This window comes from Micromonospora sp. NPDC047793 (assembly GCF_040642635.1).
In the GTDB taxonomy this organism is placed as follows: domain Bacteria; phylum Actinomycetota; class Actinomycetes; order Mycobacteriales; family Micromonosporaceae; genus Micromonospora.
Genome location: NZ_JBEYSG010000002.1, coordinates 465,502 through 488,734 on the forward strand (window position 1 = coordinate 465,502; position 23,233 = coordinate 488,734).

28 protein-coding genes are annotated in these 23,233 nt (G+C 72.2%); 12 read left to right on the forward strand and 16 right to left on the reverse strand.

Annotated features, from left to right (window positions below):
- Window positions 1-5: 5 nt before the first annotated feature.
- Both ABZ738_RS06430 and ABZ738_RS06435 read right to left on the reverse strand, forming a co-directional pair.
- Window positions 6-455, reverse strand: coding sequence for a hypothetical protein (locus ABZ738_RS06430; RefSeq protein ID WP_357211521.1), 450 nt, complete (start codon window positions 453-455; stop codon window positions 6-8).
- A gap of 104 nt (window positions 456-559) precedes the next feature.
- Window positions 560-1,408, reverse strand: a complete 849-nt coding sequence (locus tag ABZ738_RS06435) for an SDR family oxidoreductase (RefSeq protein WP_357211524.1) — start codon at window positions 1,406-1,408, stop codon at window positions 560-562.
- Between the two features lie 120 nt (window positions 1,409-1,528).
- Between ABZ738_RS06435 and ABZ738_RS06440 the strand changes: the two genes are divergently transcribed.
- Window positions 1,529-1,891, forward strand: a complete 363-nt coding sequence (locus tag ABZ738_RS06440; protein ID WP_357211526.1) for a helix-turn-helix domain-containing protein — start codon at window positions 1,529-1,531, stop codon at window positions 1,889-1,891.
- Between the two features lie 28 nt (window positions 1,892-1,919).
- On the opposite strand, the gene ABZ738_RS06445 is transcribed toward ABZ738_RS06440, so the two are convergent.
- Complete coding sequence (locus ABZ738_RS06445) at window positions 1,920-2,519, reverse strand: ATP-dependent Clp protease proteolytic subunit (protein ID WP_357211528.1); 600 nt, start codon at window positions 2,517-2,519, stop codon at window positions 1,920-1,922.
- A 219-nt stretch (window positions 2,520-2,738) separates the two neighbouring features.
- Complete coding sequence (locus tag ABZ738_RS06450; RefSeq protein ID WP_357211532.1) at window positions 2,739-3,302, reverse strand: helix-turn-helix transcriptional regulator; 564 nt, start codon at window positions 3,300-3,302, stop codon at window positions 2,739-2,741.
- Between the two features lie 157 nt (window positions 3,303-3,459).
- On the opposite strand from ABZ738_RS06450, the gene ABZ738_RS06455 reads away from it, so the two are divergent.
- The gene (locus ABZ738_RS06455) at window positions 3,460-4,473 is read left to right on the forward strand and encodes a potassium channel family protein (RefSeq protein WP_131052010.1); all 1,014 of its coding nucleotides are present in this window, start codon (window positions 3,460-3,462) and stop codon (window positions 4,471-4,473) included.
- A 13-nt stretch (window positions 4,474-4,486) separates the two neighbouring features.
- Here the strand turns inward: ABZ738_RS06455 and ABZ738_RS06460 are convergent, their stop codons facing one another.
- Window positions 4,487-4,969: a MarR family winged helix-turn-helix transcriptional regulator gene (locus ABZ738_RS06460; protein ID WP_131052011.1), complete on the reverse strand. Its 483-nt coding sequence runs from the start codon at window positions 4,967-4,969 to the stop codon at window positions 4,487-4,489.
- Window positions 4,970-5,053: 84 nt separating this feature from the next.
- On the opposite strand from ABZ738_RS06460, the gene ABZ738_RS06465 reads away from it, so the two are divergent.
- Window positions 5,054-5,695, forward strand: coding sequence for an NAD(P)H-dependent oxidoreductase (locus tag ABZ738_RS06465; RefSeq protein WP_176092465.1), 642 nt, complete (start codon window positions 5,054-5,056; stop codon window positions 5,693-5,695).
- Between the two features lie 68 nt (window positions 5,696-5,763).
- Here ABZ738_RS06465 and ABZ738_RS06470 read toward each other — a convergent pair whose 3' ends face one another.
- Together ABZ738_RS06470 and ABZ738_RS06475 are read right to left on the reverse strand one after the other, a co-directional pair.
- Window positions 5,764-6,798: a 2-oxoacid:ferredoxin oxidoreductase subunit beta gene (locus ABZ738_RS06470; protein ID WP_131052013.1), complete on the reverse strand. Its 1,035-nt coding sequence runs from the start codon at window positions 6,796-6,798 to the stop codon at window positions 5,764-5,766.
- On the reverse strand, window positions 6,791-8,638 hold the full coding sequence (locus ABZ738_RS06475; protein WP_131052014.1) for a 2-oxoacid:acceptor oxidoreductase subunit alpha: 1,848 nt from the start codon (window positions 8,636-8,638) through the stop codon (window positions 6,791-6,793). The genes ABZ738_RS06470 and ABZ738_RS06475 overlap by 8 nt, the downstream gene beginning before the upstream one ends.
- A gap of 328 nt (window positions 8,639-8,966) precedes the next feature.
- Here ABZ738_RS06475 and ABZ738_RS06480 point away from each other — a divergent pair, with 328 nt between their 5' ends.
- Window positions 8,967-9,344, forward strand: a complete 378-nt coding sequence (locus ABZ738_RS06480; RefSeq protein ID WP_131052015.1) for an NADH-quinone oxidoreductase subunit A — start codon at window positions 8,967-8,969, stop codon at window positions 9,342-9,344.
- Between the two features lie 6 nt (window positions 9,345-9,350).
- Here ABZ738_RS06480 and folP read toward each other — a convergent pair whose 3' ends face one another.
- Window positions 9,351-10,220, reverse strand: coding sequence for a dihydropteroate synthase (gene folP / locus ABZ738_RS06485; protein ID WP_176092466.1), 870 nt, complete (start codon window positions 10,218-10,220; stop codon window positions 9,351-9,353).
- A 144-nt stretch (window positions 10,221-10,364) separates the two neighbouring features.
- Between folP and ABZ738_RS06490 the strand changes: the two genes are divergently transcribed.
- Window positions 10,365-11,108 (forward strand): DivIVA domain-containing protein, encoded by a 744-nt coding sequence (locus ABZ738_RS06490; RefSeq protein WP_357211537.1) that lies wholly within the window; start codon window positions 10,365-10,367, stop codon window positions 11,106-11,108.
- Entirely contained in the window at window positions 11,105-11,602 is a 498-nt protein-coding gene (locus ABZ738_RS06495; RefSeq protein ID WP_176092467.1) for an SRPBCC family protein, read from the forward strand. Before ABZ738_RS06490 ends, ABZ738_RS06495 begins: the two co-directional genes overlap by 4 nt.
- 127 nt (window positions 11,603-11,729) lie before the next feature.
- On the opposite strand, the gene ABZ738_RS06500 is transcribed toward ABZ738_RS06495, so the two are convergent.
- Window positions 11,730-12,113: a PIN domain-containing protein gene (locus ABZ738_RS06500; protein WP_176092468.1), complete on the reverse strand. Its 384-nt coding sequence runs from the start codon at window positions 12,111-12,113 to the stop codon at window positions 11,730-11,732.
- Entirely contained in the window at window positions 12,110-12,358 is a 249-nt protein-coding gene (locus ABZ738_RS06505) for a type II toxin-antitoxin system prevent-host-death family antitoxin (protein WP_131056284.1), read from the reverse strand. The genes ABZ738_RS06500 and ABZ738_RS06505 overlap by 4 nt, the downstream gene beginning before the upstream one ends.
- A 108-nt stretch (window positions 12,359-12,466) precedes the next feature.
- Here ABZ738_RS06505 and ABZ738_RS06510 point away from each other — a divergent pair, with 108 nt between their 5' ends.
- Both ABZ738_RS06510 and ABZ738_RS06515 read left to right on the forward strand, forming a co-directional pair.
- Window positions 12,467-13,057: a DNA-3-methyladenine glycosylase I gene (locus tag ABZ738_RS06510; protein ID WP_357211540.1), complete on the forward strand. Its 591-nt coding sequence runs from the start codon at window positions 12,467-12,469 to the stop codon at window positions 13,055-13,057.
- A 4-nt stretch (window positions 13,058-13,061) separates the two neighbouring features.
- Entirely contained in the window at window positions 13,062-13,685 is a 624-nt protein-coding gene (locus ABZ738_RS06515; protein ID WP_357211542.1) for a hypothetical protein, read from the forward strand.
- A gap of 10 nt (window positions 13,686-13,695) precedes the next feature.
- Here the strand turns inward: ABZ738_RS06515 and ABZ738_RS06520 are convergent, their stop codons facing one another.
- Both ABZ738_RS06520 and ABZ738_RS06525 read right to left on the reverse strand, forming a co-directional pair.
- Window positions 13,696-14,487, reverse strand: a complete 792-nt coding sequence (locus ABZ738_RS06520) for an enoyl-CoA hydratase-related protein (RefSeq protein ID WP_131056290.1) — start codon at window positions 14,485-14,487, stop codon at window positions 13,696-13,698.
- Window positions 14,484-15,308, reverse strand: coding sequence for a PaaX family transcriptional regulator C-terminal domain-containing protein (locus ABZ738_RS06525; RefSeq protein WP_131056292.1), 825 nt, complete (start codon window positions 15,306-15,308; stop codon window positions 14,484-14,486). The genes ABZ738_RS06520 and ABZ738_RS06525 overlap by 4 nt, the downstream gene beginning before the upstream one ends.
- A gap of 191 nt (window positions 15,309-15,499) precedes the next feature.
- On the opposite strand from ABZ738_RS06525, the gene ABZ738_RS06530 reads away from it, so the two are divergent.
- Window positions 15,500-15,667 (forward strand): DUF3117 domain-containing protein, encoded by a 168-nt coding sequence (locus ABZ738_RS06530; RefSeq protein WP_013283866.1) that lies wholly within the window; start codon window positions 15,500-15,502, stop codon window positions 15,665-15,667.
- A 142-nt stretch (window positions 15,668-15,809) separates the two neighbouring features.
- Entirely contained in the window at window positions 15,810-17,276 is a 1,467-nt protein-coding gene (locus ABZ738_RS06535; protein WP_357211545.1) for a leucyl aminopeptidase family protein, read from the forward strand.
- Window positions 17,277-17,304: 28 nt separating this feature from the next.
- On the opposite strand, the gene ABZ738_RS06540 is transcribed toward ABZ738_RS06535, so the two are convergent.
- Entirely contained in the window at window positions 17,305-17,979 is a 675-nt protein-coding gene (locus ABZ738_RS06540) for an O-methyltransferase (RefSeq protein ID WP_343232792.1), read from the reverse strand.
- Window positions 17,980-18,236: 257 nt separating this feature from the next.
- On the opposite strand from ABZ738_RS06540, the gene ABZ738_RS06545 reads away from it, so the two are divergent.
- Window positions 18,237-19,493 (forward strand): trypsin-like peptidase domain-containing protein, encoded by a 1,257-nt coding sequence (locus ABZ738_RS06545; RefSeq protein ID WP_236146000.1) that lies wholly within the window; start codon window positions 18,237-18,239, stop codon window positions 19,491-19,493.
- Window positions 19,494-19,566: 73 nt separating this feature from the next.
- Window positions 19,567-20,001 (forward strand): preprotein translocase subunit TatB, encoded by a 435-nt coding sequence (locus ABZ738_RS06550; RefSeq protein WP_176092473.1) that lies wholly within the window; start codon window positions 19,567-19,569, stop codon window positions 19,999-20,001.
- Window positions 20,002-20,016: 15 nt separating this feature from the next.
- Here ABZ738_RS06550 and ABZ738_RS06555 read toward each other — a convergent pair whose 3' ends face one another.
- From ABZ738_RS06555 to ABZ738_RS06565, 3 genes are all read right to left on the reverse strand, one after another.
- Window positions 20,017-21,165 (reverse strand): Mrp/NBP35 family ATP-binding protein, encoded by a 1,149-nt coding sequence (locus ABZ738_RS06555; protein WP_131053968.1) that lies wholly within the window; start codon window positions 21,163-21,165, stop codon window positions 20,017-20,019.
- Window positions 21,166-21,239: 74 nt separating this feature from the next.
- A complete protein-coding gene (locus ABZ738_RS06560; RefSeq protein ID WP_131053967.1) occupies window positions 21,240-21,866 on the reverse strand; it encodes a DUF1003 domain-containing protein in 627 nt (208 codons plus the stop codon).
- Window positions 21,859-23,169, reverse strand: a complete 1,311-nt coding sequence (locus ABZ738_RS06565; RefSeq protein WP_131053966.1) for a CBS domain-containing protein — start codon at window positions 23,167-23,169, stop codon at window positions 21,859-21,861. The genes ABZ738_RS06560 and ABZ738_RS06565 overlap by 8 nt, the downstream gene beginning before the upstream one ends.
- Between the last annotated feature and the right edge of the window lie 64 nt (window positions 23,170-23,233).

Sequence of the window (23,233 nt, forward strand, 5' to 3'; positions counted from 1 at the left end):
CGCCGTCAGGAGCCGGGCGGGGTGCCGTAACTGTTGCGGTAGACCTTGCCCGGCTTGGGGTGGGTGAACTTCAGGCCGGCCCACACCTCGTCCACCCGCAGGCAGGTGCTCTCGACCAGCCCGAAGTCGTAGCCGATCCGGATCACGCTCTTGAGCTCCAGGTCGGAGCCGAGTCGGCCGCCCTTCGGCCAGGAGAGCCACAGCATTCCGCCCCGGCGCAGGTGCTCCCGCAGCACCGGGAAACGGTGCCGCATCTCCTCCTGCGTGGTGACGAAGAGGTGCAGGTAGTCGAACTCCCCGCTCAGCGTGTCGGCGACGTCCAGCTCGGGCAGCCGCAGCGCCTCGACCGCCGAGGCGGGCGCCGCGTCCAGATAGGCCCGGCTGCCCGGCTTGACGCCCATCTTCTGCGCCACCGTCCGCCCCGACGTCACTCGTTCCCCCGTTGCCTGCGTCATACCGTGGACGCTAACCCGCCCCTGTGACAACGCCCGCTGCCACGACGGGCCACTGAAGGTCGGCGGCCCGCCGCCACCGACGGCGACGACGGGCCGTCCGTGGGTCAGAGCGCGGTGCGGATCGCCTCGGCGAGGGTCACCGGCGGCCGTCCGATCAGCCTGGCCAGGTCGTCGCCCTCGACGTACAGCTCACCCTCGGCGGCACCCCGGTCGCCGTCGGCCAGCACCTCCGCGAACCCCTGCGGCAGTCCGGCGCCGACCAGCACCTCCACGTACTTCTCCACCGGCAGGTCGAGGTAACCCACCTCCCGACCGCTCTGCCGGGACACCTCGGCGGCCAGCTCGCCCAGGGTGAACGCCGGCCCACCCAGCTCGTACACCCGGTTGGTGTGCCCCTCGCCGGTCAGCACCACGGCGGCGGCCTCCGCGAAGTCCGCGCGGGCGGCGGCGCTGATCCGGCCCTCACCCGCCGCACCCGCCACCCCGTGCTCCAGGTACGTCGGCACCTGCGGGAGATAGTTCTCCAGGTACCAGCCGTTGCGCAGCAGGACGTACGGCAGCCCGGAGGCGACGATCTCCTGCTCGGTGGCGCGGTGCTCGGTGGCGAGGATCAGGCTGGACGTGTCGGCCTTCGGGATGCTGGTGTAGACGACCAGCCCGACCTCGGCCTCCCTGGCAGCGGTGACCACGTTGCGGTGCTGCGCCACCCGTCGGCCCACCTCGCTGCCGGAGACGAACATCAGCTTCTCGGCACCGGCGAACGCGGTCCGCAGCGACTCGGGATCGTCGTAGTCCGCCTGCCGGACGGTGACGCCACGCCCGGCCAGGTCGGCGAGGCGGGCGGTGTCCCGGCCGAGCGCCACGATCTGCCCGGCCGGTACGCCCCGATCCAGCAGCGAGGTGACGATGAGCCGGCCGAGGTGCCCGGTGGCACCGGTGACGACGATGGACATGGATCCTGCTCCCTCCACGGAAACTGCCTGACGTCGGAGGCAACCGGAAGATCGCCCGACCACTTCCCGTTGGAGAGTAGGCACCTTGAAGTGCGCCACATCCTGATGGAGAGTAATAGCGTGGAACCCGACCTGTACGACCGGAAGTGCGGCAGCCGACAGGTCCTCGACCGGATCGGGGACCGGTGGAGCGTCCTGGTGGTGCTGACCCTCGCGAACGGCCCCAAACGGTACGGCGAGCTGGCCCAGCGGATCGACGGGGTGAGCCAGAAGATGCTCACCCAGACCCTGCGCGGCCTGGAACGCGACGGCCTGGTCACCCGCACCGTGCACGCCACCGTCCCGCCCCGCGTCGACTACGAGCTCACCGACCTGGGGCGGGACCTGCGGTCACTGGTCGCCGGCCTGGAATCCTGGGCGACGGACCACCTCGCCGAGGTGGAGGCCGCCCGCGCCCGCTACGACGCCCGCCAGCAGGCGTAGTCACCCTTTCCGCCGGTCGGCGTGGTCGCTAGCCGGCGGTCAGCGGCGTCGGGAGGTCGGTGGCGGCGCGGACCACCTGGTCGATCAGGCCGTACTCGCGGGCCTCGTCGGCGGTGAACCAGCGGTCCCGGTCCCAGTCGCGTTGGACCTCGTCCAGCGGTCGCCCGCTGTGCTGGGCGATCAACTCCAGCATGGTGCGCTTGACGTGCAGCATGTTCTCCGCCTGGATGGTGATGTCGCTGACCGTGCCGCCGAAGCCGCCGTGCGGCTGATGCATCACCACCCGGGTGTGCGGCAGCGCGTACCGCTTGCCGGCCGCACCCGCGCAGAGCAGGAACTGGCCCATCGAGGCGGCCAGGCCCAGCGCCAGCGTCGCCACGTCGTTGCGGACGAAGCGCATCGTGTCGTAGATCGCCAGTCCCGCGCTCACCGAGCCGCCCGGCGAGTTGATGTACAGATGGATGTCCCGATCCGGATCCTCCGCCGCGAGCAGCAGCATCTGGGCGTTGATCCGGTTGGCGACCTCGTCGGTCACCTCGCTGCCGAGAAAGACGATCCGCTCCCGCAGCAGCCGCTCGTACACCTGGTCGCCGAAGGACCGCTGACCGTCGTCCAGCATCGTGACCATCTCGTCCACCTCCACCCGCCGGTGGGCGACCTCCGCCGCTCGGGAACCGGCCCGTCCAGCGTGCGCCGCCCGGGTGGCCGTTCCCCAGCACTTCTGCCCGGGGCAGATCCGCCCACGGCAGAACGGCTCCGGCGAGCAGCCTGGGTGGGCAGTCGGCGGGAGTGGGCAGTCGGCGATCCGGTCGAAGGCCACGCCGACGCGCCTGACAGCGTAGGCGGATCAGCTCGACAGCGGTTGCAGGTGCCGTCCTGTCGTAGCGGACCTGGCCTGTTCAGGACCGGTGGCGTCGTCACCGGCGTCGACCTCGGCGGCGTCGCCGAAGACGATGATGCGCAAACCGCCACCGAAGCCGAAGCCGCCGACCGGTCCGGCAGGTACACCACCGGCAACGACACCTCCCGCAGCGGTACCACCGATGCCGAACCCGATGCCGCCGAACTGCGCGACCGGGTGGGCGAAGCCGTCCGTGCCGCGCGGGACGGAGGCGGTGGGGCCGCCACCCCGGACGGCCGGGACGTAACTGCCCTGGGGGGTGGTCGGGGCGGGCCGCTCGGCCCGGCGCAGCTCGTCGCGTACCTCTCCGAGCAGGTCGGAGAGCGGAAGGCCGAGCGCCCGGGAGACGGCGCCGAGCACCTCGGAGGAGGCTTCCTTGCGCCCCCGCTCGACCTCGGAGAGATAGGGCACCGACACGCCGGCGGCCTCGGCCACCTCGCGCAGCGTGCGGCGCTGTCGTTGGCGCTGGCGGCGCAGGACCGCACCGATCACCCGTCGCAGCAACGTCATGCCGGGACCTCACTCTCGCCGGTCTGCGCTGACCGTTCCCATCATGCCGGGCCGCCGCCCGCCGCGCCGCCCCTCGCTGCGCCACCCCGCCGTGCGAATCGGCGGGCAGGGGCTATCTTGTGGGCGTGCAGTCGACCGAGTCTGGCCAGGCCCCGCGGTGATCCACTTTCCCGCGCAGCGGCGGGGCCCGCTCAGCGCGTTGAGTATGCGGCTGGCCGCCGCCGTCGGACTGGTGCTCGCCGTGGTGACGGTGGTCTACCTCGACCGCGACGGGTACCGGGACGTCAACGAGGACGGCATCACGCTCCTCGACTGCTTCTACTACGTGGTCGTCTCGCTCTCCACCACCGGGTACGGCGACATCACCCCGGTCAGCGACTCGGCGCGGCTGATCAACGTCCTGTTCATCACGCCGGCTCGGGTGCTGTTCCTGATCATCCTGGTCGGCACCACCCTCGAAGTCCTGACCGAGCAGTACCGGACCGGCCGCCGCCTGCACCGGTGGGAGAGAAAAGTGAAGGATCACGTCATCATCTGCGGCTACGGCACCAAGGGCCGTAGTGCGGTCTCGGCGCTGCTGGAGAACGGGTTCGAGAAGTCCCGGATCGTCGTGGTGGAACGCAACGGCGCGGCGCTGCGGCAGGCCACCACGAACGGGCTGGTCGCCATCGAGGGCTCCGCCACCCGATCCTCGGTGCTCAACCAGGCGCATGTGCGGACCGCCAAGGCGGTGATCATCGCGACCGACAGCGACGACGCCTCGGTGCTGGTGGCCCTGACCGTACGGCAGCTCACCGCCGGTCAGGTCCGGATCATCGCCGCCGCGCGGGAGGCGGAGAACGCGCCGCTGCTCAAGCAGAGCGGGGCGCACCACGTCATCGTCTCGTCGGCGACCGCCGGGCGTCTGCTGGGCCTGTCGACCTCCGCGCCGCCGTTGATCGACGTGGTCGAGGACCTGCTGACGCCCGGTCAGGGGATGGCGCTGGCCATGCGGTCGGCGGAGCGCAACGAGGTGGGCCGGAACCCGCGCGAACTGGAGTCCCTGGTGATCGCCCTGGTGCGGCGCGGCAAGGTGGTCACCCTGGCCGACCAGGCGGGTGCGGTGGTGGAGACCGGCGACATGCTGGTCCACGTACGCGACGACCGTCCCACCGCCAACACCCTGCCCTGATCGCCGACCCGGGTCAGCAGAGGACGTCGGGGTTGTCCCGGATGGCCTCCGTGCAGGTCGCCGGCCCGCCGCTGCTGGCCCGCCGCAGCAGGTCGTAGAGCGTGTCCCGCTCGGCGGGGTCGAGTGCGGCGAGCACGTCGTCCTCGGCTCCGGCCAGGGCGCACTCGGCCTCGTTGAGCCGCCTGGTCCCGTGCTCGGTGAGGCTGACCACGTGTCGACGGCGGTCCTCGGGGGAGCGGCGACGCTCGACGAGCTCCGCCGTTTCCAGGTCGTTGAGCAGCCCCACCACGTTCGTGCCGTCGAGTTGCAGGCTGCCCGCCAACGCCTGCTGACTCATCTCGCCGGCCTCCCGCAGCACGGTGAGCGCGACCAGGTGCCGGGGGCGCAGACCGAGCGGTGCCAGCACCGACTCCGAGCGCAGCCGCATCCGGCGGGCCAGGAATTCGAGCAGGGCGCCGGAACGGCGCTCCCTGTGCTCGGCCGGCCCGGCAGTCATGTGACCGAGTTTACCCCCCACGGCGAAACATTGGCCTGCTATAAATAGTTGGTGCTACACAAACCATCTGTGAGGGGTTAGCCAATGCCGCACCTGTTGCACATCGACTCGAGCATCCGGGGAGAGCAGTCGGTCAGCCGCCGGCTCACCGCCCGCGCCGCCGCCGCGTGGCAGGCCGCGCATCCCGGCGGCACGATCACCTATCGCAACCTCGGCAAGGAGCCGCTGCCGCACCTCGACGAGGCCGCCGAGACGGCCCGGCACACGCCGCCCGACCAGCGCACCCCGGAGCAGCACCGGATCTGGGAGCTGACCGAGCAGGTGGTCGCCGAGGTGCAGGCCGCCGACACCGTGCTGCTCGGCCTGCCGCTCTACAACTACGGCGCGCCGAGCAGCGTGAAGAGCTGGGTGGACCTGCTGATCGCGCCCGGCCTGTCGTACGATCCGGCCACCGGCGCCGGGCTGCTCGGCGGCCGGGAGTTCATCGTGCTGGCCTCCCGGGGCGGCGGCTACGGCTCCGGCACCCCGCGCGAGGGCTGGGACCACGCCGCGCCCTGGCTGCCGCACGGCCTGTCGATGACCGGCCTGGAGCCGAGGTTCATCGGCTGCGAGCTGACCCTGGCGTCCAGCGTCCCGGCCATGTCCGAGCTGATCCCGCTGCACGAGGAGAGCCTCGCGGTGGCGCAGCGGAGCATCGACGAGCTCTGGGTACCGGCCACGGTCTGACCTGGTACGGAAAACTGCCGGGCCGCCCCCTCAGGGAGCGGCCCGGCAGTTTCGACTGAAGCGGTGGGTCAGAGGATCGTCCAGGTGTCGCCGCTGCCCAGCAGGCCGGCGAGCTGCTGCTCCGGAGTCTCGGTGACCGAGGCACGGGCCTCGTCCAGTTGCGCCTGGACCACGCTGTCGTACGACGGCCGGCGCACCGACCGGAACACCCCGATCGGGGTGTTGCGCAGGTCGAAGCCGGGAAGCCGGGACAGCGCGAAGGCGTACGCCGGGTCGTCGACCGTGGCGTCGTGCACCACGATGTCCTCCGCCGGGGTGGACGCCGTCTCGCGGACCTCCAGGCCGAAGCCGCGCGGCGGGTGCACCACGCAGAACTGCCCGTCCTTGCCGAACGTGATCGGCTGACCGTGCTCCAGCCGGATCAGGTGGTCGTCCCGGACGCCCGGGTCCTTGAGCTGCTCGAACGCGCCGTCGTTGAAGATGTTGCAGTTCTGGTAGATCTCCACGAAGGCCGAACCCTCGTGCTCGGCCGCAGCCCGCAGCACCGACTGGAGGTGCTTGCGGTCCGAGTCGATGGTGCGGCCGACGAAGGTCGCCTCCGCGCCGAGCGCCAGCGACAGCGGGTTGAACGGCGCGTCCGCCGACCCGACCGGCGTCGACTTCGTGATCTTGCCGACCTCGGAGGTCGGCGAGTACTGCCCCTTGGTCAGACCGTAGATCCGGTTGTTGAACAGCAGGATCTTGAGGTTGACGTTGCGGCGCAGCGCGTGGATCAGGTGGTTGCCGCCGATGGAGAGCGCGTCACCGTCACCGGTGACCACCCAGACCGACAGGTCCGGACGGGAGACCGACAGGCCACTGGCGATCGCCGGGGCGCGCCCGTGGATCGAGTGCATCCCGTAGGTGTTCATGTAGTACGGGAAGCGCGACGAGCAGCCGATGCCCGAGACGAAGACGATGTTCTCCCGGGGGATGTTCAGCTCCGGCATGAACTGCTGGACTGCCGCGAGGATCGCGTAGTCACCGCAGCCGGGGCACCAGCGCACCTCCTGGTCGGACTTGAAGTCCTTGGCGGTGAGCTTCAGCGCGACGGGCTCAGACATTCTTCAGGACCTCTTCCAGCATCGACTCCAGCTCGGCGGCGGTGAACGGCAGGCCGCGGACCTGGTTGTAGCCGATCGCGTCGACCAGGTAGCGGGCCCGGATCACGTGGGCGAGCTGGCCGAGATTCATCTCGGGGATGACCACCCGGTCGTACGCGCCGAGCACCGTGCCCAGGTTCGCCGGCATCGGCGCGAGGTGGCGCAGGTGCGCCTGGGCCACCGGCAGCCCGCGCTGACGCAGCGCGCGGCAGGCGGCACCGATCGGGCCGTACGTGGAGCCCCAACCGAGCACCAGCACCCGGGCGTCGCCGTCCGGGTCCTCGACCTCGACGTCCGGAACCGGGATGGTCTCGATCCGGGCCGCCCGGGTCCGCACCATGAAGTCGTGGTTCGTCGGGTCGTACGAGATGTCGCCGGTCTTGTCGGCCTTCTCCAGCCCACCGATCCGGTGCTCCAGGCCCGGGGTGCCGGGCACCGCCCACGGGCGGGCCAGCGTCTGCGGATCGCGGAGGTAGGGCAGGAAGGTGGTGCCGTCCTCACCGTTCGGCGCGGTGGCGAACTCGACCCGCAGGTCGGGCAGGGAATCCACCTCGGGCAGCAGCCACGGCTCGGAGCCGTTGGCGACGTAGTTGTCCGACAACAGGATCACCGGCGTGCGGTAGGTCAACGCGATCCGCGCCGCCTCCAGTGCCGCGTGGAAGCAGTCCGACGGGGACTTCGGCGCGATCACCGCGACCGGCGCCTCGCCGTGGCGTCCGAACAACGCCATGTTCAGGTCGGCCTGCTCGGTCTTGGTCGGCATACCGGTGGACGGCCCGGCCCGCTGCACGTCGACGATGACCAGCGGCAGCTCCAGTGCCACCGCGAGCGAGATCGTCTCGCCCTTCAGCGCGACACCGGGACCGCTGGTGGTGGTCACCCCGAGCGCGCCGCCGTACGAGGCGCCCAGCGCCGCGCCGATCGCCGCGATCTCGTCCTCGGCCTGCATGGTGGTGACGCCGAACCGCTTGTGCTTGCTCAGCTCGTGCAGGATGTCCGAGGCCGGGGTGATCGGATACGCCCCGAGGAACACCGGCAGGCCGGAGCGGACCCCGGCGGCGACGAGACCGAGCGAGAGCGCGGCGTTGCCGGTGATGTTGCGGTACGTCCCGGACGGCATCTTGGCCGGCTTGACCTCGTACCGGACGGCGAAGTCCTCGGTGGTCTCGCCGAAGTTCCAGCCCGCCTTGAAGGCGGCGATGTTGGCGGCGACCAGTTCGGGGCGCTTGGCGAACTTGCGCTCCAGGAACCGCAGCGTCGAGGAGTACGGGCGGGAGTACATCCAGCTCAGCAGCCCGAGAGCGAACATGTTCTTGGCCCGCTCGGCGTCCTTCTTGGACACGTCCTGATCGGCCAGCGCGCCGATCGTCATCGAGGTCAACGCCACCGGGTGCACCGCGTACGCGTCGAGGCTGTCGTCGTCGAGCGGGCTGCTGGCGTACCCGACCTTGGCCAGGTTGCGCTTGGTGAACTCGTCGGTGTTGACGATGATGTCGGCCCCGCGCGGCAGGTCGGCGAGATTGGCCTTGAGCGCCGCCGGGTTCATCGCCACCAGCACGTTCGGCGCGTCGCCGGGCGTGAGGATGTCGTACTCGGCGAAGTGCACCTGGAAGCTCGACACACCCGGCAGGGTGCCGGCGGGTGCCCGGATCTCGGCCGGGAAGTTGGGCAGCGTGGAGATGTCGTTGCCCAACTGCGCGGTCTCCGAGGTGAACCGGTCACCGGTCAGCTGCATGCCGTCGCCGGAGTCGCCGGCGAACCGGATGACCACCCGCTCCAGTTGGCGGATCTGCTTGCTCACGGCCGTACCCCGCTCCGTCGTGCGTGGCCCGCTCGGCTGAGTGGGATGGTGACCTCGCCTTGCCCGGCCACGAGACCTCCTTGACGCGCCGCTGCACCGGCCGTCCGCTAAGGTCCGGCCCGCCTGTCATTCCTCACCCAGAGCCTACGTCGGATCGAGCCCCCGCCTGCCCCGGAGGTCCGCCGACTGGGACTGGAATGTGGGGGTTTATGCGACCCCTTGGGGGGTTTCGCCCGGCACGCCGTAATCCAGATCACCGCCCAATCCGGGCGGACCACCAGGGATTGACCCGGCCCGCCGACGCCTCCCGCCGGTAGGCTGACCGATCGTGACCGGTTACCTGGGCTCGTACGCGACGCTCGGGCTGTTGCTGCTCGCCGGCGTCCTCTTCCTCGTCGTCGCCTTCTCGGCCAACCGGGTGCTGCGCCCGGCCCGCCCGGCGGACCCGCCCGGCAAGCGGGCCAACTACGAGTGCGGTGTCGACCCGGTCGGCGGCGACTGGGCACAGATGCAGATCCGGTACTACGTCTACGCCTACCTGTACGTGCTCTTCGCGGTCGAGGCGGTGTTCCTCTTCCCCTGGGCGGTGGTCTTCGACCGGCCCGGCTTCGGCCTGGTCACGGTCGTGGAGATGGCGATCTTCGTGGCCGTCCTCGCGCTCGGCCTGCTCTACGCCTGGCGTCGCCGGATCCTCGACTGGACCTGATCGCGGTCAGGCCAGCCCACGCCGGGTGAGCGTGGGCGGGCGGGTACCCCGGATGGACGCCACCATGTCGAGTACGCGGCGGGTCTGAAGGACCTGGTGGGCCCGGAAGACCCGGGCACCCAGCCAGGCGGAGACCGCCGTGGCGGCGAGCGTCCCCTCCAGCCGCTCGGCGACCGGCAGGTCCAGCGTCTCGCCGACGAAGTCCTTGTTCGACAGGGCCACCAGCAGCGGCCACCCGGTCTCGGCCAGCTCACCGAGCCGTCGGGTGATCTCCAACGAGTGCCGGGTGTTCTTGCCGAAGTCGTGGGCCGGGTCGATCAGGATGCCGTCGGGGCGTACCCCGAGGGACACCGCCCGCTCGGCGAGCCCGGTCACCGTCGACACGACGTCGACCACCACGTCGTCGAAGGCCGCCCGGTGCGGCCTGGTCCGCGGACTCAACCCACCGGCGTGCGAGCAGACCAGCCCGGCCCCGGTCGCCGCGGCGACCCGGGCCAGCGCCGGGTCCGCACCCGACCAGGTGTCGTTGAGCAGGTCCGCCCCGGCGGCCACCGCCTCCACCGCCACCTCGGCCCGCCAGGTGTCGATGGAGATCACCACGTCCGGGAAGGCGGCCCGGACGGCGGCGATGGTGTCCACCGTCCGCCGGATCTCCTCGGCCACGTCCACCTCGGCACCCGGCCCCGCCTTCACCCCGCCGATGTCGACGATCTGCGCGCCCTCGTCCACGGCGCGGGCCACCGCCCGCAGCGCACTGTCCGCCTCGAACGTCGCGCCCCGGTCGAAGAAGGAGTCCGGGGTGCGGTTGACGATCGCCATCACCACCAGCTCGTCGGGGCCGAACGTCCGTCCACCGAGCCGAAGCTCCCCGGCCACGCCGCCTCCTTGATCGCCGCACGCCGCCGGAGGGTCACCCGGCCGACCTCCACGACGCTATCCGGTGCCAGGTCACGGGCATCGTCCGGTACGGCGCGCCGGGTGGGGTCGCTCCGGGGCCGTCGACATGCCACGATCAGTGGTATGGGTCAGCTTCTGCTCCTGCTGGTCGTGGCGGTCGCCGTCGCGGCGGTGGTGTTCGGGGTGACGGTGCTGGTCACCGGCCGGGATCCCGGCCTGGTGCCGGTCGAGGCGGACGGGCGGGCGGTGCCGCTGCCCGGTGACCGTCCGCTGCGCGAGTCGGATGTGAGCGAGGTGCGTTTCGACACCGCGTTGCGCGGATATCGAATGGCCCAGGTCGACCAGGCGCTGCGCCGGGCGGCGTACGACATCGGTTACAAGACCGAGCTGATCGGGGTGCTGGAGGCAGAGGTGACCGCGTTGCGCGACGGGCGGACGGCCGAGGCCGACGCCCTGCGACGCGCCCGCGAGCAGTCCGCCGGCCTGGCCACCGGCCCGGCCGCCGACACCAGCTCGGCGGTCTCCGACACCTCCACCCCGCCCGTCTCCGACGTCACCGTCTCTGCGGCACCGTCCGACATCTCCGTCACTCCGGCGAGCGCCCCCTCACCCGGTGGCACCGCCGCCACGTCCGGCACCGCCGCGCCCCGCACCGCCACCTTCGCGGGACCGACCGCCGAGGACGCGCCGCCGGCCGCCCCCGCGCCGACCGGCGGCCGGGACGACGCCGCGACCGACGGCCAGGGCGCTACGCCGACCGGCGACCGTCAGGGCGCGTCGTCGGTCGAGGCAGAGGGCCGCACGTCGGACGACGACGCGCCGGAATCCGAGCCACGCGGACCCGTGGTCCGCTCGGAGTCGGCGTGAGCGATCCGGAGGGGCAGGACGATCTGCGCCAGGCGGCCCAGCCGGGCGCCGGTGAGGTCACCGCGACCGTGATCGTCGACGCCCCGGCCGAGAAGGTCTTCGCGGCCCTGCTCGCCTGGGAACGGCAGTCCGACTGGATCCCGTTCACCCGCGTGCGGGTGGTCGAGGGCGACGGCGGCGAGGGCAGCCTGGTGGAGGCGGTCACCGCGCTCGGCCCGGCGGTGCTGCGGGACAAGATGCGCGTCGTCCGGGTGGACGCGCCGTACGAGATCGGCGTGGTGCACTGCGGCACCCTGCTGCGCGGTCCCGGCGTGCTGCGCTGCACGCCGTTGGCGGGCGGGCGGACCCAGGTGGTCTGGCACGAGTGGTTCCACCTGCCCGGCGGCACCGCCGGTCGGGCGGCCTGGCCGGTGCTCTGGCCCGGCTCGAAGTTCAGCCTCACCCAGGCGCTGCGCCGGTTCGCCCGGCAGGTCGAGCAGGGCCGCATACCCTGACCCGGTGCATCCCGCCGAACGCTGAGCCGCCTCACGGTGTCCGGCGGAGGGGTGGGCGCTCGATCTGTTCCGTTTTGGGCAGACCCGCGAGCACCACGAGCTTCCTCGTCAGTGGGCGGCGTGTGGATCAGATCGTGTGGATCGTGATGAGGTCTTCGAGCCCTGCGAGATCCTCGGCGTTGCGGGTGTACACGGCGGCGTCATGGGCGTGTGCAGTTGCCGCGATGAGCAGGTCCATCACCCTCGCTCGCGGCTGGCGGCCGGTCTCGACGACACGTGCGGCCAGCCGCGCGTAGCTATCGGCGATCACTTCGTCGATGGGAAGTGGATCAAATCGACGTTGGATGGCACTCAACCGTGCCAACCGGAGCGCCCTCGCCTCGGCGGTCTTCGCGACCAGGACACCGAACTGGAGTTCGGCGAGGCTGGCGATGCTGATGGCCAGCTCGCCGGGAATCGGGGTCACGTCGGTGGCGATAAGGATGCTGGTGTCGAGGATGCCGCGACTCACCGCTCGACCCATGGATCGGTGATGGCGTCGTCGAGCAGGTCCCGATCGCCCGCCCACCCTGGGTCCGTGGGCTGGTCGAACACGCCGGCGAGGTCGTCCCACTCGCGCCAGGTGCGAGGACTGACCGGGCCGAGCACGGCTGCCGGTCGGCCAGCGACGGTGATCGTCACACGTTCGCCTGCCTGCGCCCGACGCACCAGGTCGCTGGCGTTCTGCCGCATCTCCCGCAGCCCGACCTCATGCATACGGGCACTGTAGCACATGTGCTACCTGCTCCCGAGGGTCAATCAGTACCTCGCTGCGGCCGATCCTCCGGGCCGCGACGGTCACACCCGCGACGTAGCCTCGGGGCCGTGACTGAACTGGTGATCGGTGCCGACGGGCTGGCCCGCTGCGCCTGGGGGGCGAGTACGCCCGACTACGCGGTCTACCACGACACGGAGTGGGGTCGCCCGCTGCGTGGCGACGATGCGCTCTTCGAACGGATGACGCTGGAGGCGTTCCAGTCCGGGCTGTCCTGGTTGACGATCCTGCGGAAGCGTCCGGCGTTCCGGACGGCCTTCGACGACTTCCGGATCGAGGCGGTCGCCGGGTACGGCGAGGCCGACGTGGCGCGGCTGTTGGCCGACGCGGGCATCGTCCGCAACCGCGCCAAGATCGAGGCGGCGATCGCGAACGCGCGGGCCGCGCTGGGGCTGCCGGAGGGGTTGTCCGCGCTGCTCTGGTCGTTCGCGCCGGCCGCCGACCGGGACCGTCCCACCGCGTCGACCGGGGTGCCGGCGTCGACCGACGCCTCCGCCGCCATGGCCAAGGCGCTCAAGCGGCGGGGCTTCCGGTTCGTCGGCCCTACCACGGCGTACGCGCTGATGCAGGCCACCGGAATGGTCGACGATCACCTGGCGGGCTGCCACGTCGTGGCGACCCGGGCGAACGTGATGAGATGAGGACATGACGACCGACACCGCGCACCGGCGCAGCGGCGCGAGCCACGCGGAGGGCCCCGGAGCCTGGGCGGTGCTGCTGCCGCCCGGCAGGTACGACGCCGAGCGCCTCGTGCACCACGACACGCTGGAGCTGACCGGCCTGGACGACCGCCTCCTGCCCGGCCCGGGCGACCAGGTCGCGGTGCTGGCCGACGAGCCGCCCCGGCTGGTGGCGCTGGGTCGGGTCGCGGTGCCGACCGGTGCCGTTCCCGAGGACCCGGAGGACCCGCAGTCCGACCGGGGGCCCGACGCGCTGGTGGTCACGTACACCCGGCGGGCCTTCGACGAGCCGGTGCCGGCGGAGACGCTGGCCCTCGACGGGCCGGTCACCGCGCTCGACCCGGTCACGTTCCGCGAGTTAGCCGACCGGCTCGGCCCGGCGCCGCAGCGGCAGACCTGGCTGGTCAGCCTGGACCTGCCGATCGAGGCCGACTCGCCGGCCGAGGCGGTCCGGCTGTTCTGGGCGTACGTGCAGGAGCTGGGCCCCCGGGAGCTGCCCGCCTTCGTCTCGCCCTCCGGTGACGAGTTGGCCATGCAGGCCTTCGTGCTCGGTGCCGAGGCGAACCAGGACCCGGAGGAGGACGACTGACCCGCTCGGGTCAGCGTCCCTCGAAGACCGGCTTCTGCTTGTTGACGAAGGCCACGGTGGCCGCCCGGTGGTCGGCGGTGCCGCCGCAGATCGCCTGCGCCTTCGCCTCGGCGGCCAGCGCGTCGGTCAGGGTGCCGGCGTCGGCGACGGAGAGTTGGCGCTTGATCGCCGCGTAGGCCACGGTCGGGCCGGCGGCGAGCCGGGTGGCGAGTTCCTGGGCGGTGGGGAGCACCTGCTCGTCGTCGTCCAGCAGCCGGGTGAGCAGGCCCAGCCGGGCTGCCTCGTCGGCGCGTACCGGCTCGGCCAGCATCAGCAGCTCGACGGCCTTGGCGTGGCCGACCAGCCGGGGCAGCGTCCAGGACGCGCCGGTGTCGGCGGCGAGCCCGACCTTGGCGAACGCCATCAGGAAGCTGGTCGACGGCCCGCCGACACGGAAGTCGGCGAGGAACGTCAGCGAGGCGCCCGCGCCGGCAGCCATGCCGCGTACCGCTGCCACGACCGGCTTGGTCAAGTTGGCGAGCCGGGCGGCGATCGGGTTGTAGTGCACCGCCACGGTGTCCAACGGCCGCCCCGCGCCCTCTTCGAGGGTGGTCACGTGCTCGCGCAGGTCCTGGCCGGCACAGAAGTTCCCGCCGGCCCCGGCGAGCACCACCGCCCGGATGCTGCGGTCGGCCTCCAGCTCGGCGAGCGTGTCCCGGAGCGCCTCCTTGAGCGCCACGTCGAGCGCGTTCATCGCCGTCGGGCGGTTCAGGGTGAGCGTGGCGACGGCGTCGGTGCGGTCGACGAGTAGCGGCTCTGTCACGTGTGGCGACCCTTCTGTCGGGCGATCCGGTGTCCTCCGTCGAGGCACTGTTCGACGTACCGGTCGGCGGCCGGCCGGAGCCGGGCCGCGTGCCGGTCGAAGAAGCCGGCCGCGGCGGTGCCGGGCCAGCGTTCGGGGAGCAGCGCCGGTGGCAGCTGCGGGTCCCGGAACAGGAAGGTACGCCACGCGTGCACCAGCCGGAACCGGGCCGCGTACGCCTCCTCGTCGCCGCTACGTGCGGAGACTCCGCTCAGCAGGGCGCGCTGCTCGGTGACGAACTGCTCGTACGCCCGGCCGATCTCGGCGAGGTCCCAGGCCCGACGGACCAGGCCCATCGCGCCCGGCGTCCCGGCGGCGTGCGCCGCGCTGAACCGCTCGAACCGGACGCCCGCCTCGCTGAGCAGCAGGTCGACGTCCTCGGCCGGACGGGTGGCCACCCAGGTCTGCTCGTCGAGCGTGCCGTAGCCGAGGTACCGCAGGTTGGCGGCGAGGCGTTGGCGGTCGCGTCGGGCCGTCGGCGCGTCGAGCACGAGCAGGTCGAACCGCCCGTCCCAGGTGACCCGACCGGTGCGGTAGATCCGGGAGGCCGCCTCGTCCAGTCGTCGGGCCGCCTTGGGTGTGATCGAATAGCCCGGACCGGAGGTCAGTTTGACCGGTTCGAGCCAGCCTTGACGGACCATGCGGGAGACCGCCGTCCGTACGGCGGGTGGGGCGATCCCGAGCGGCGCCAGCAGCTTTACCAGGGCGGCAACGGGTGCGCGGCCGCCCCGAGGCCGGAGGTGGTCGCCGTACAGGTCGAAGAGTGCCGACCGTGCCTGCATGACCGCACATTGTGACAGGCCATCTCGCGATAAGCTAGATGCTGTTACATCAATGCTGCTTCGGTTTGGGTCCGGCGGTGTTCATCAGGGAAAATCGTTGGTCGACACCTCCCGTGCACATCGCGGGTGGTCATGGCGAAGTGGCTGTGGGGCAACCCACCGACCCTGGTGTAGGTCTGAGGGGAGACAACATGGCGGCGATGAAGCCGCGGACGGGCGACGGTCCGCTGGAAGTCACCAAGGAGGGCCGGGGCATCGTCATGCGGGTCCCGCTGGAGGGCGGTGGCCGGCTCGTCGTCGAGATGACTCCCGACGAGGCGACGGCGCTCGGTGACGCGTTGAAGGCGGCCGCCGGCTGAAAGAGGCCGGTGCGTCGGCGACGCTCGCCGCCGCGGACGGTTCGTCACACCCTGAGCCACCGGCTGAGCCGGTGGCTCAGGGCCTTCACACCATCTCGCCGGGCAGCCGCCCCGCGATCGTCCTCAGGAGGTACGGCTCCGCGTGCTCGCCATCCGTCTGACCGCCGAGCCGGACCGGCTCGACGTCCTGGTCCTGCCCGTCCGACCCGCTCCCGGCGACGCCACGTCGGCCGAGCCGGTGCCCGCCGGGGCGACGCTGCCCACGGGGATCGCCGACGAGGCCGCCGCGCTGGTCGGGCCGGCCCGGGTCACCGGCCGCGCCGGTCAGGTGCACGCCCAGGTGCGACCGGGCGGCACTCCGGCCCGGCTGCTGCTGCTCGGTGTGGGCGAGGCGGACGAGGCGGCGTGGCGGGCGGCGGGTGCCGGACTGGTCCGGGCAACGCGAGATGAGACTCATGTCACAGTGGCGTTGCCGGCGGATTTGGCACCCGAGTCGGTGCGTGGGCTGGTCGAGGGCCTGCTGCTCGGTTCGTACCGGTTCCGCCTCGGCGACGACCCGGACGCCCCGACGCTGACCGGGGTCGACCTGGCGGTCGCCGAACCCGACGCGTACGCACAGGCCGTCGCCACGGCCCGCACGACCGCCGAGATGACCCGGCTGGCCCGCGACCTCACCAACACCCCCTCCTCGGTCAAGAACCCGGAGTGGTTCGCCGCCCAGGTCACCGACGCCGCCGCCGACCTGCCCGGACTCCGGGTGCGGGTACGCGAGCCGGAGCAGTTGGCCGCCGAGGGATTCGGCGGGATCGTCGCGGTGGGCGGCGGCTCGGCCAGCGGTCCCCGCCTGGTCGAAATGGACTGGCACCCGGCCGACGCCCGGACCCACGTGGTGCTGGTCGGCAAGGGCATCACCTTCGACACCGGCGGCATCTCGATCAAGCCCGTGCCGGCGATGAAGCTGATGCGCAAGGACATGGCCGGGGCGGCGGCCGTCGTCGCGGCGACTTTGGGCGCGGCGGCCCTGAAGCTGCCGGTCCGGATCACCACGCTCGCCCCGCTGGCCGAGAACATGGTCAGCGGCTCGGCGTTCCGTCCCGGCGACGTCATCCGGCACTACGGGGGCCTGACCAGCGAGACCACCAACTCCGACGCCGAGGGGCGGCTGGTCCTCGCCGACGCGCTGGCGTACGCCGTGCAGGAGCTCAAGCCCGACCTGCTGATCGACCTGGCCACGCTGACCGGGGCGAACGCGGTCGCGCTCGGCACCCGCATCGGCGCGCTCTACAGCGACAACGACCGGTTGGCCGGGGACCTGCTGGCGGCCATCGACGCGGCCGGCGAGTCCGCCTGGCGGATGCCGCTGGGCACCGACTACGTCGAGCACCTCGGCAGCGACGTGGCCGACCTGCACAGCGCACCGACGCAGGGGCCCGGATCCGTGCTGGCCGCGCTCTACCTGCGCGAGTTCACCGGCGAGCTGCGCCAGCAGTGGCTGCACATCGACATGTCGGCGCCGTCCTGGTGCGACCGGGACGACGCGGAGCTGACCCGGGGCGCCACCGGCTGGGGCGTACGCGGCCTGCTGCGCTGGCTGGCGACCCTCTCCTGACCGGCGGCCCGGCCGTGGTGCGCCCGGTTCAGCAGCGCACTGCGGCCAGCAGCCCGTGGCCCACCGGCAGCATCGCCGGGATCCAGTTCTCCGACTCGCGGATGGCCTTGATCGTCTCGCGCACGGTCACCGTCTCCGCGTCCCGGGCCGCCGGGTCACCGATCCGGCCCCCGGCCAGCGTGCCGTTGAGGACCAGCACGCCACCGGGCCGGAGCAGCCGCAGCGCGGCCTCCACGCAGGCGGTGAAGCCGGTCGCCTCGGCGTCGACGAAGACCAGGTCGTACGCCCCGTCGGCGAGCCTCGGCAGCACGTCCAGCGCGCGTCCGGTGATGATGCGGGTCCGACCGGCGACGAAGCCCGCCTCGGTGAAGATCCGGCGGGCGATGCGCTGGTGCTCCACCTCGACGTCGATCGTGGTGAGCACCCCGTCGACCCGCATGCCCCGCAGCAGCCAGACCCCGCTGACCCCGGTGCCGGTGCCGATCTCGACCACCGCCCGCGCATTCCCGGCGGCGGCGAGCAGGCGCAACGCGGCGCCCGCTCCGGGGGTGACCGCGTCGAGTCCGACCTCCCGGGCGAGGCTGCGGGCGGTACGCAGCACGAGGTCCTCGGTGACGTACGACTCGGCGAACTGGAGAGCCGGGTTCGTCGGACTACCGGAACCGGCGACGGTGGCGATGGGACACCTCCGGGCGGCGAGCATGATGCGCAGGGCGGGTGGGCACTGTGACTCTAGAGGCGGCCCGCCACCGGCGCAGCCGGGCGTCCACCCGCAGTGACAACCGCTGACCCCACGCGGCACATCCGTGCAATCCTGGAAGCGGTATCCCGTCGACGGCATCGGAGCGGCGTCCGATCGCCGGATCGCGGGACACCGGGGGACGGACTGGGAGGCACCGAGTGACCGACGGCTGGGACTGGCGCCAGCCCGGCGCGAGCGGCGTACCGGCGGGACAGCCGGTGCCCGGAACTCCGCCGGCAGGCTCGTCGGCGCGCGAGGGGGCCCCACCGGGTGCCTCGCCGTGGTGGTCCGACGCGCTGAGCGACCCGTGGCGGGACCCGTACGCTCCGACGGCGGTGGTGGTGCCGGCGGCACCGGTCGTCGGCGTCGAGCCGGAACGGGTCACCGACCCGGACGCGCCCGGACGCTCGAAACTGCACCAGATGCTGCTGGTTCCCCTGCTCGCCGCGTTGCTCGCCGGCACGCTCGGCGGTGCCCTCGGGTACGCCTTCGCGGTCCGTGGCGGCGCGGCCGGGCCGGTGCTCGGCGCCGCCCCCGGGACCGCCCCCACGCTCGCCCAACGCCCGCCGGAGTCGCTGGCCGGGGTGGCCGAGCGGGTCCTGCCCAGCGTGGTCACCGTCCGGGTGGCCGGGGTGGGCGGCACCAGCGAGGGCTCCGGGTTCATCGTCAGCACCGACGGACACGTGATCACCAACGATCACGTCGTGGCCGGCGGCAGCGGCAAGGCGTCGGTGGTCTTCAACGACGGCAGCACCGACTCGGCGACCGTGGTGGGTCAGGACCCGGAGTCCGACATCGCCGTGATCAAGGTCTCACGTACCGGACTGCGTCCGGTCGAGTTCGGCGACTCCGACGCCCTGGCGGTCGGCGACCCGGTGCTGGCCTTCGGGTCGCCCCTGTCGCTGGCGAACACGGTCACCTCGGGCATCGTCAGCGCGCTGGACCGGACCATGCAGGCCGGCGAGCCGGGCGGCCCGACGCGCTACTACGCCGCGATCCAGACCGACGCCGCGGTCAACCACGGCAACTCGGGCGGCCCGCTGGTCGACGCGGCGGGGCGGGTGATCGGCGTCAACTCGACCATCAAGTCCCTGGTCGCGGACGGCCAGGAGGCCGGCAACATCGGTCTCGCCTTCGCCATCCCGATCAACCAGGCCAAGCGGATCACCCAGGAGATCATCGGCACCGGCAAGGCCCGGCGTACGGTGATCGGCGCCCAGGTGGGCGGACCGGGTGCCAACGCCGGCGGATCGGGTGTCCGCCTCGCCGCGGTGGAACCGGCGGGGCCGGCGGCCGGTGCCGGGCTCCGGGCCGGTGACGTGATCCTGCGGCTCGACGGCCGACCGATGACCGAGCCGACCGACCTGATCGCCCTGGTCCGCAAGTACGCCCCCGGCTCGGTGGTGACCGTCGAGTACCGGCGGGGCAGCGACCGGCAGAACGCCTCCGTCACGCTGGCGGCGGATGCGAAGTGACCTCGCAGAACCCCTTCTGGCCGGGCCCCCGACGTGCGTACTCTGGCTGCGGTAGCCGGGGGAGGAGGACGGGGTGTTCGAGAACCTGAACGTGTGGGAGGTCGGCGCGCTGCTGCTGCTGGCGCTGCTGATCTTCGGCGACCGGCTGCCGCAGGTGATCAGCGATGGCCTGCGGATGGTGCGCAACCTGCGGAACATGGCGCGTAACGCCACCACCGACCTCAGCAAGGAACTGGGCACCGACATCCAGCTCGAGGATCTGCACCCCAAGGCGTTCATCCGCAAGCATCTGCTCAGCGAAGAGGACGAGCAGGCGATCCGCAAACCGTTGCAGGGCGTCTACGACAACCTCCGGGCGGACGTCACCGGCGTGCACAACGACCTCAAGGACGTCGCCACCTCCGCCGACCCGCGAACCCCCGCCGCCACGTCGTCGGCAGCCCGCGCCACCGCCCCGGCGGCGTCCCCGCCGGCCCCGCGCGCCGCCAGCTACGACGAGATCACCTGACGGCGCGCCTTCCGGTCAGCGACCGGCCGGAGTGAGACCGAGCGGCTTGCCCAGCAGCGACTCCCGGCGCAGCGCGAGCCGGTCGGCGACCTGGCCCATCGCCTTCGCCGCCGGAGAGTCCGGCGCGGACAGCACGATCGGGTTCCCCTCGTCGCCGGCCTCGCGGACCCGGGTGTCGAGCGGCACCTGACCCAGCAGCGGCACCTGCGCGCCGATGGTCTGGGTCAGCGAGTCGGCGACGGTCTGGCCGCCACCGGCGCCGAAGACCTCCATCCGGGAACCGTCCGGCAGCTCCAGCCACGACATGTTCTCGATCACACCGACCACCCGCTGGTGGGTCTGCAACGCGATCGCACCGGCCCGCTCGGCCACCTCGGCGGCAGCGGCCTGCGGCGTGGTGACCACCAGGATCTCGGCGTTGGGCAGCAACTGGGCCAGCGAGATGGCGACATCGCCGGTGCCCGGGGGCAGGTCGAGCAGGAGCACGTCCAGGTCGCCCCAGTACACGTCGGCGAGGAACTGCTGCAACGCGCGGTGCAGCATCGGCCCGCGCCACACGACCGCGGCGTTGCCGGCGGTGAACATGCCGATCGAGATCACCTTCACGCCGTGCGACTCCGGCGGCATGATCATGTCCTCGACCCGGGTGGGACGGCCGTCCGCGCCGAGCATCCGGGGCACCGAGTGTCCGTAGATGTCCGCGTCCACCACGCCGACGGAGAGACCCCGGGCGGCCAGTGCCGCCGCCAGGTTCACCGTCACGCTGGACTTGCCCACGCCGCCCTTGCCGCTGGCCACCGCGTACACCCGGGTGCGGGAGCCGGGCTGCGCGAACGGGATGACCGGCTCCTCGGACGCCCCGCCGCCGCGCAGCGTGGCCTGGAGCTCCTTGCGCTGCTCGGCGCTCATCACACCGAAGTCGATCTCGACGCCGGTGACCCCGCTCACCGCGCTCACCGCGGCGGTGATGTCCGCCCGCAGCTTGTCCTTCAACGGGCACCCGGCCACCGTGAGCAGCAGCGCGACCCGGACCACACCGTCGTCGCCGATGTCGGCGGACTTGACCATGCCGAGTTCGGTGATCGGCCGGCGGATCTCCGGGTCGTTGACGGTGGCCAGGGCGGCCTGGACGGCGTCGTGGACGGTGCTGACGGGAGCTGACATGCCCGCAATGCTACGTCGGTCGTGATCCGCCACCGGCGCCAGCGGCGACGGTGTGAGCCAGTCGATGACCAGGGTCAGGAGTGTCGGGGGCTGCCGCTGCCGCGCCGGCCGTCCCCGGGGAGGTCCCCGTCCATCTCGTCACGGGGCTCGTCCAGCGGGTCGGCGTCGTCCCCCCGCGCCGCCGCACCCTCCCGGAGCCGCCGCTCCAACCGCAGGCGCCGCTGCGCCGCCTCGTCCAGCTCCTCGGCCATCCGGGCCAGCTCGGAACGGAGGAAGTCCCGGGTCGCCACCTCACCCATCGCGATCCGCAACGCCGCGATCTCCCGGGCCAGGTACTCCGTGTCGGCCTTCTGCATGCCCGCCCGGCGCCGATCCTCGTCCAACGCCACCCGGTCCCGGTCGGCCTGGCGGTTCTGGGCCAGCAGGATCAACGGCGCCGCGTACGACGCCTGGATGGAGAGGACCAGGGTGAGGAACGTGAAGGTGTACGGGTCGAAGCGCAGGGTCGTCGGGGCGAGCGTGTTCCAGACGAACCACAGGGTGATGAAGAGCGTCATGTAGACGATGAAGTTCGCCGTACCCATGCCCCGCGCGATCGCCTCCGACCAGCGACCGAAGGTCTCCTGGTCGACCCGGGGCAACCTCAGGCCGCGCGGTTCCCGGGGCAGGTCCAGCCGCTCGGTCCGCCGCTGCTCAGTCATCGACTCGCTCCGTGCTCACGTCGGTGGACGCCGCACCGTTCGCGGCCTCCGGTGCAGGGCTCGGCACGGCGTCCCGGTCCCGCCAGTCCGCAGGCAGCAGGTGGTCCAGCACGTCGTCGACCGTGACGGCACCCACCAGCCGGTTGTTCAGGTCGATCACCGGCATCGCGACCAGGTCGTAGGTGGCCATCCGGCGGGTGATCTCCGGCAGCGGCGTGGCCGGGCGCAACGGGTCGATGTCGTTGACCACCACCCCGCCGAGCAGGTCGGCCGGCGGCTCGCGGAGCAACCGCTGGAAGTGCACCATGCCCAGGTAGCGGCCGGTCGGTGTGGCCATCGGCGCGCGGGACACGAACACCTGCGCGGCGACCGCCGGGGAGAGCTGCGGCTCCCGGATCCGGGCCAAAGCCTCCGCCACCGTCGCGTCCGGCGGCAGGATTACCGGCTCCGAGGTCATCACGCTGCCGGCCGTGCCCGGGGTGTACTTGAGCAGTTGCCGCACCGGATCGGCCTCGTCCGGCTCCATCAGGTCGAGCAGCACGTCCTGCTCCGGCGGCGGCAGCTCACCCAGCAGGTCGGCGGCGTCGTCCGGATCCATCTCCTCCAGCACGTCGGCGGCGCGCTCCCGGCCCAGCGCGGTGAGGATCTCCACCTGGTCGCGCTCGGGCAGCTCGCTCAGCACGTCGGCCAGCCGGGGGTCGTCCAGCGCCGCCGCGACCTCGTTGCGGCGGGCGTCCGGCAGGTCCTGCAACGCGTTGGCCAGGTCCGCCGGGCGCATGTCCTCCAGCACCGCCAGCAGGTTGGCGGTCCCCCCGGGCTCGGCGAGGCCGCTGAGCCCGCGAACCTTCTCCCACTCGACCTGCTGGAGGTTGCCCCGGCGGGCCAGCCGGCCGGTCTGCTCCCGGGCCGCCACCCGGGTCAGCGACCATTCCCCGGCCCGGCTGCACTCCATCGCCACGTCCACCACCGTCGCCGCCCGGTTCTCCGGGCCGAGCTGCACCCGACGGTCGAGCAGCTCCTGGAGCACCAGCAACTCGTTCGGGCGCTTCTCGAAGCGGCGCAGGTTCAACGTGCCACTGCCCAGCACCACCGCGTCCGCGTCGATCGAGATGATCCGGTTGATGGAGAGGAAGATGCGCCGCCGCATCGGGATCTCGGCGACCAGGCCCACCACCTCGGGCGGTCGCTGACCGGCGCGGAGGCGGCCCACCGCGTCGCGTACCCGGCCCACCTGGTCACCGTTCGGATCGAAGACGGCGACTCCGGCGAGACGGGCGAGGTAGACCCGAGTCGGCGTGCTCACGGGCACCAGCCTAGGGCGTACGCGGAAGTCAGCGCCCGGCTGTCACTTCCGGACAGCCCGGAGG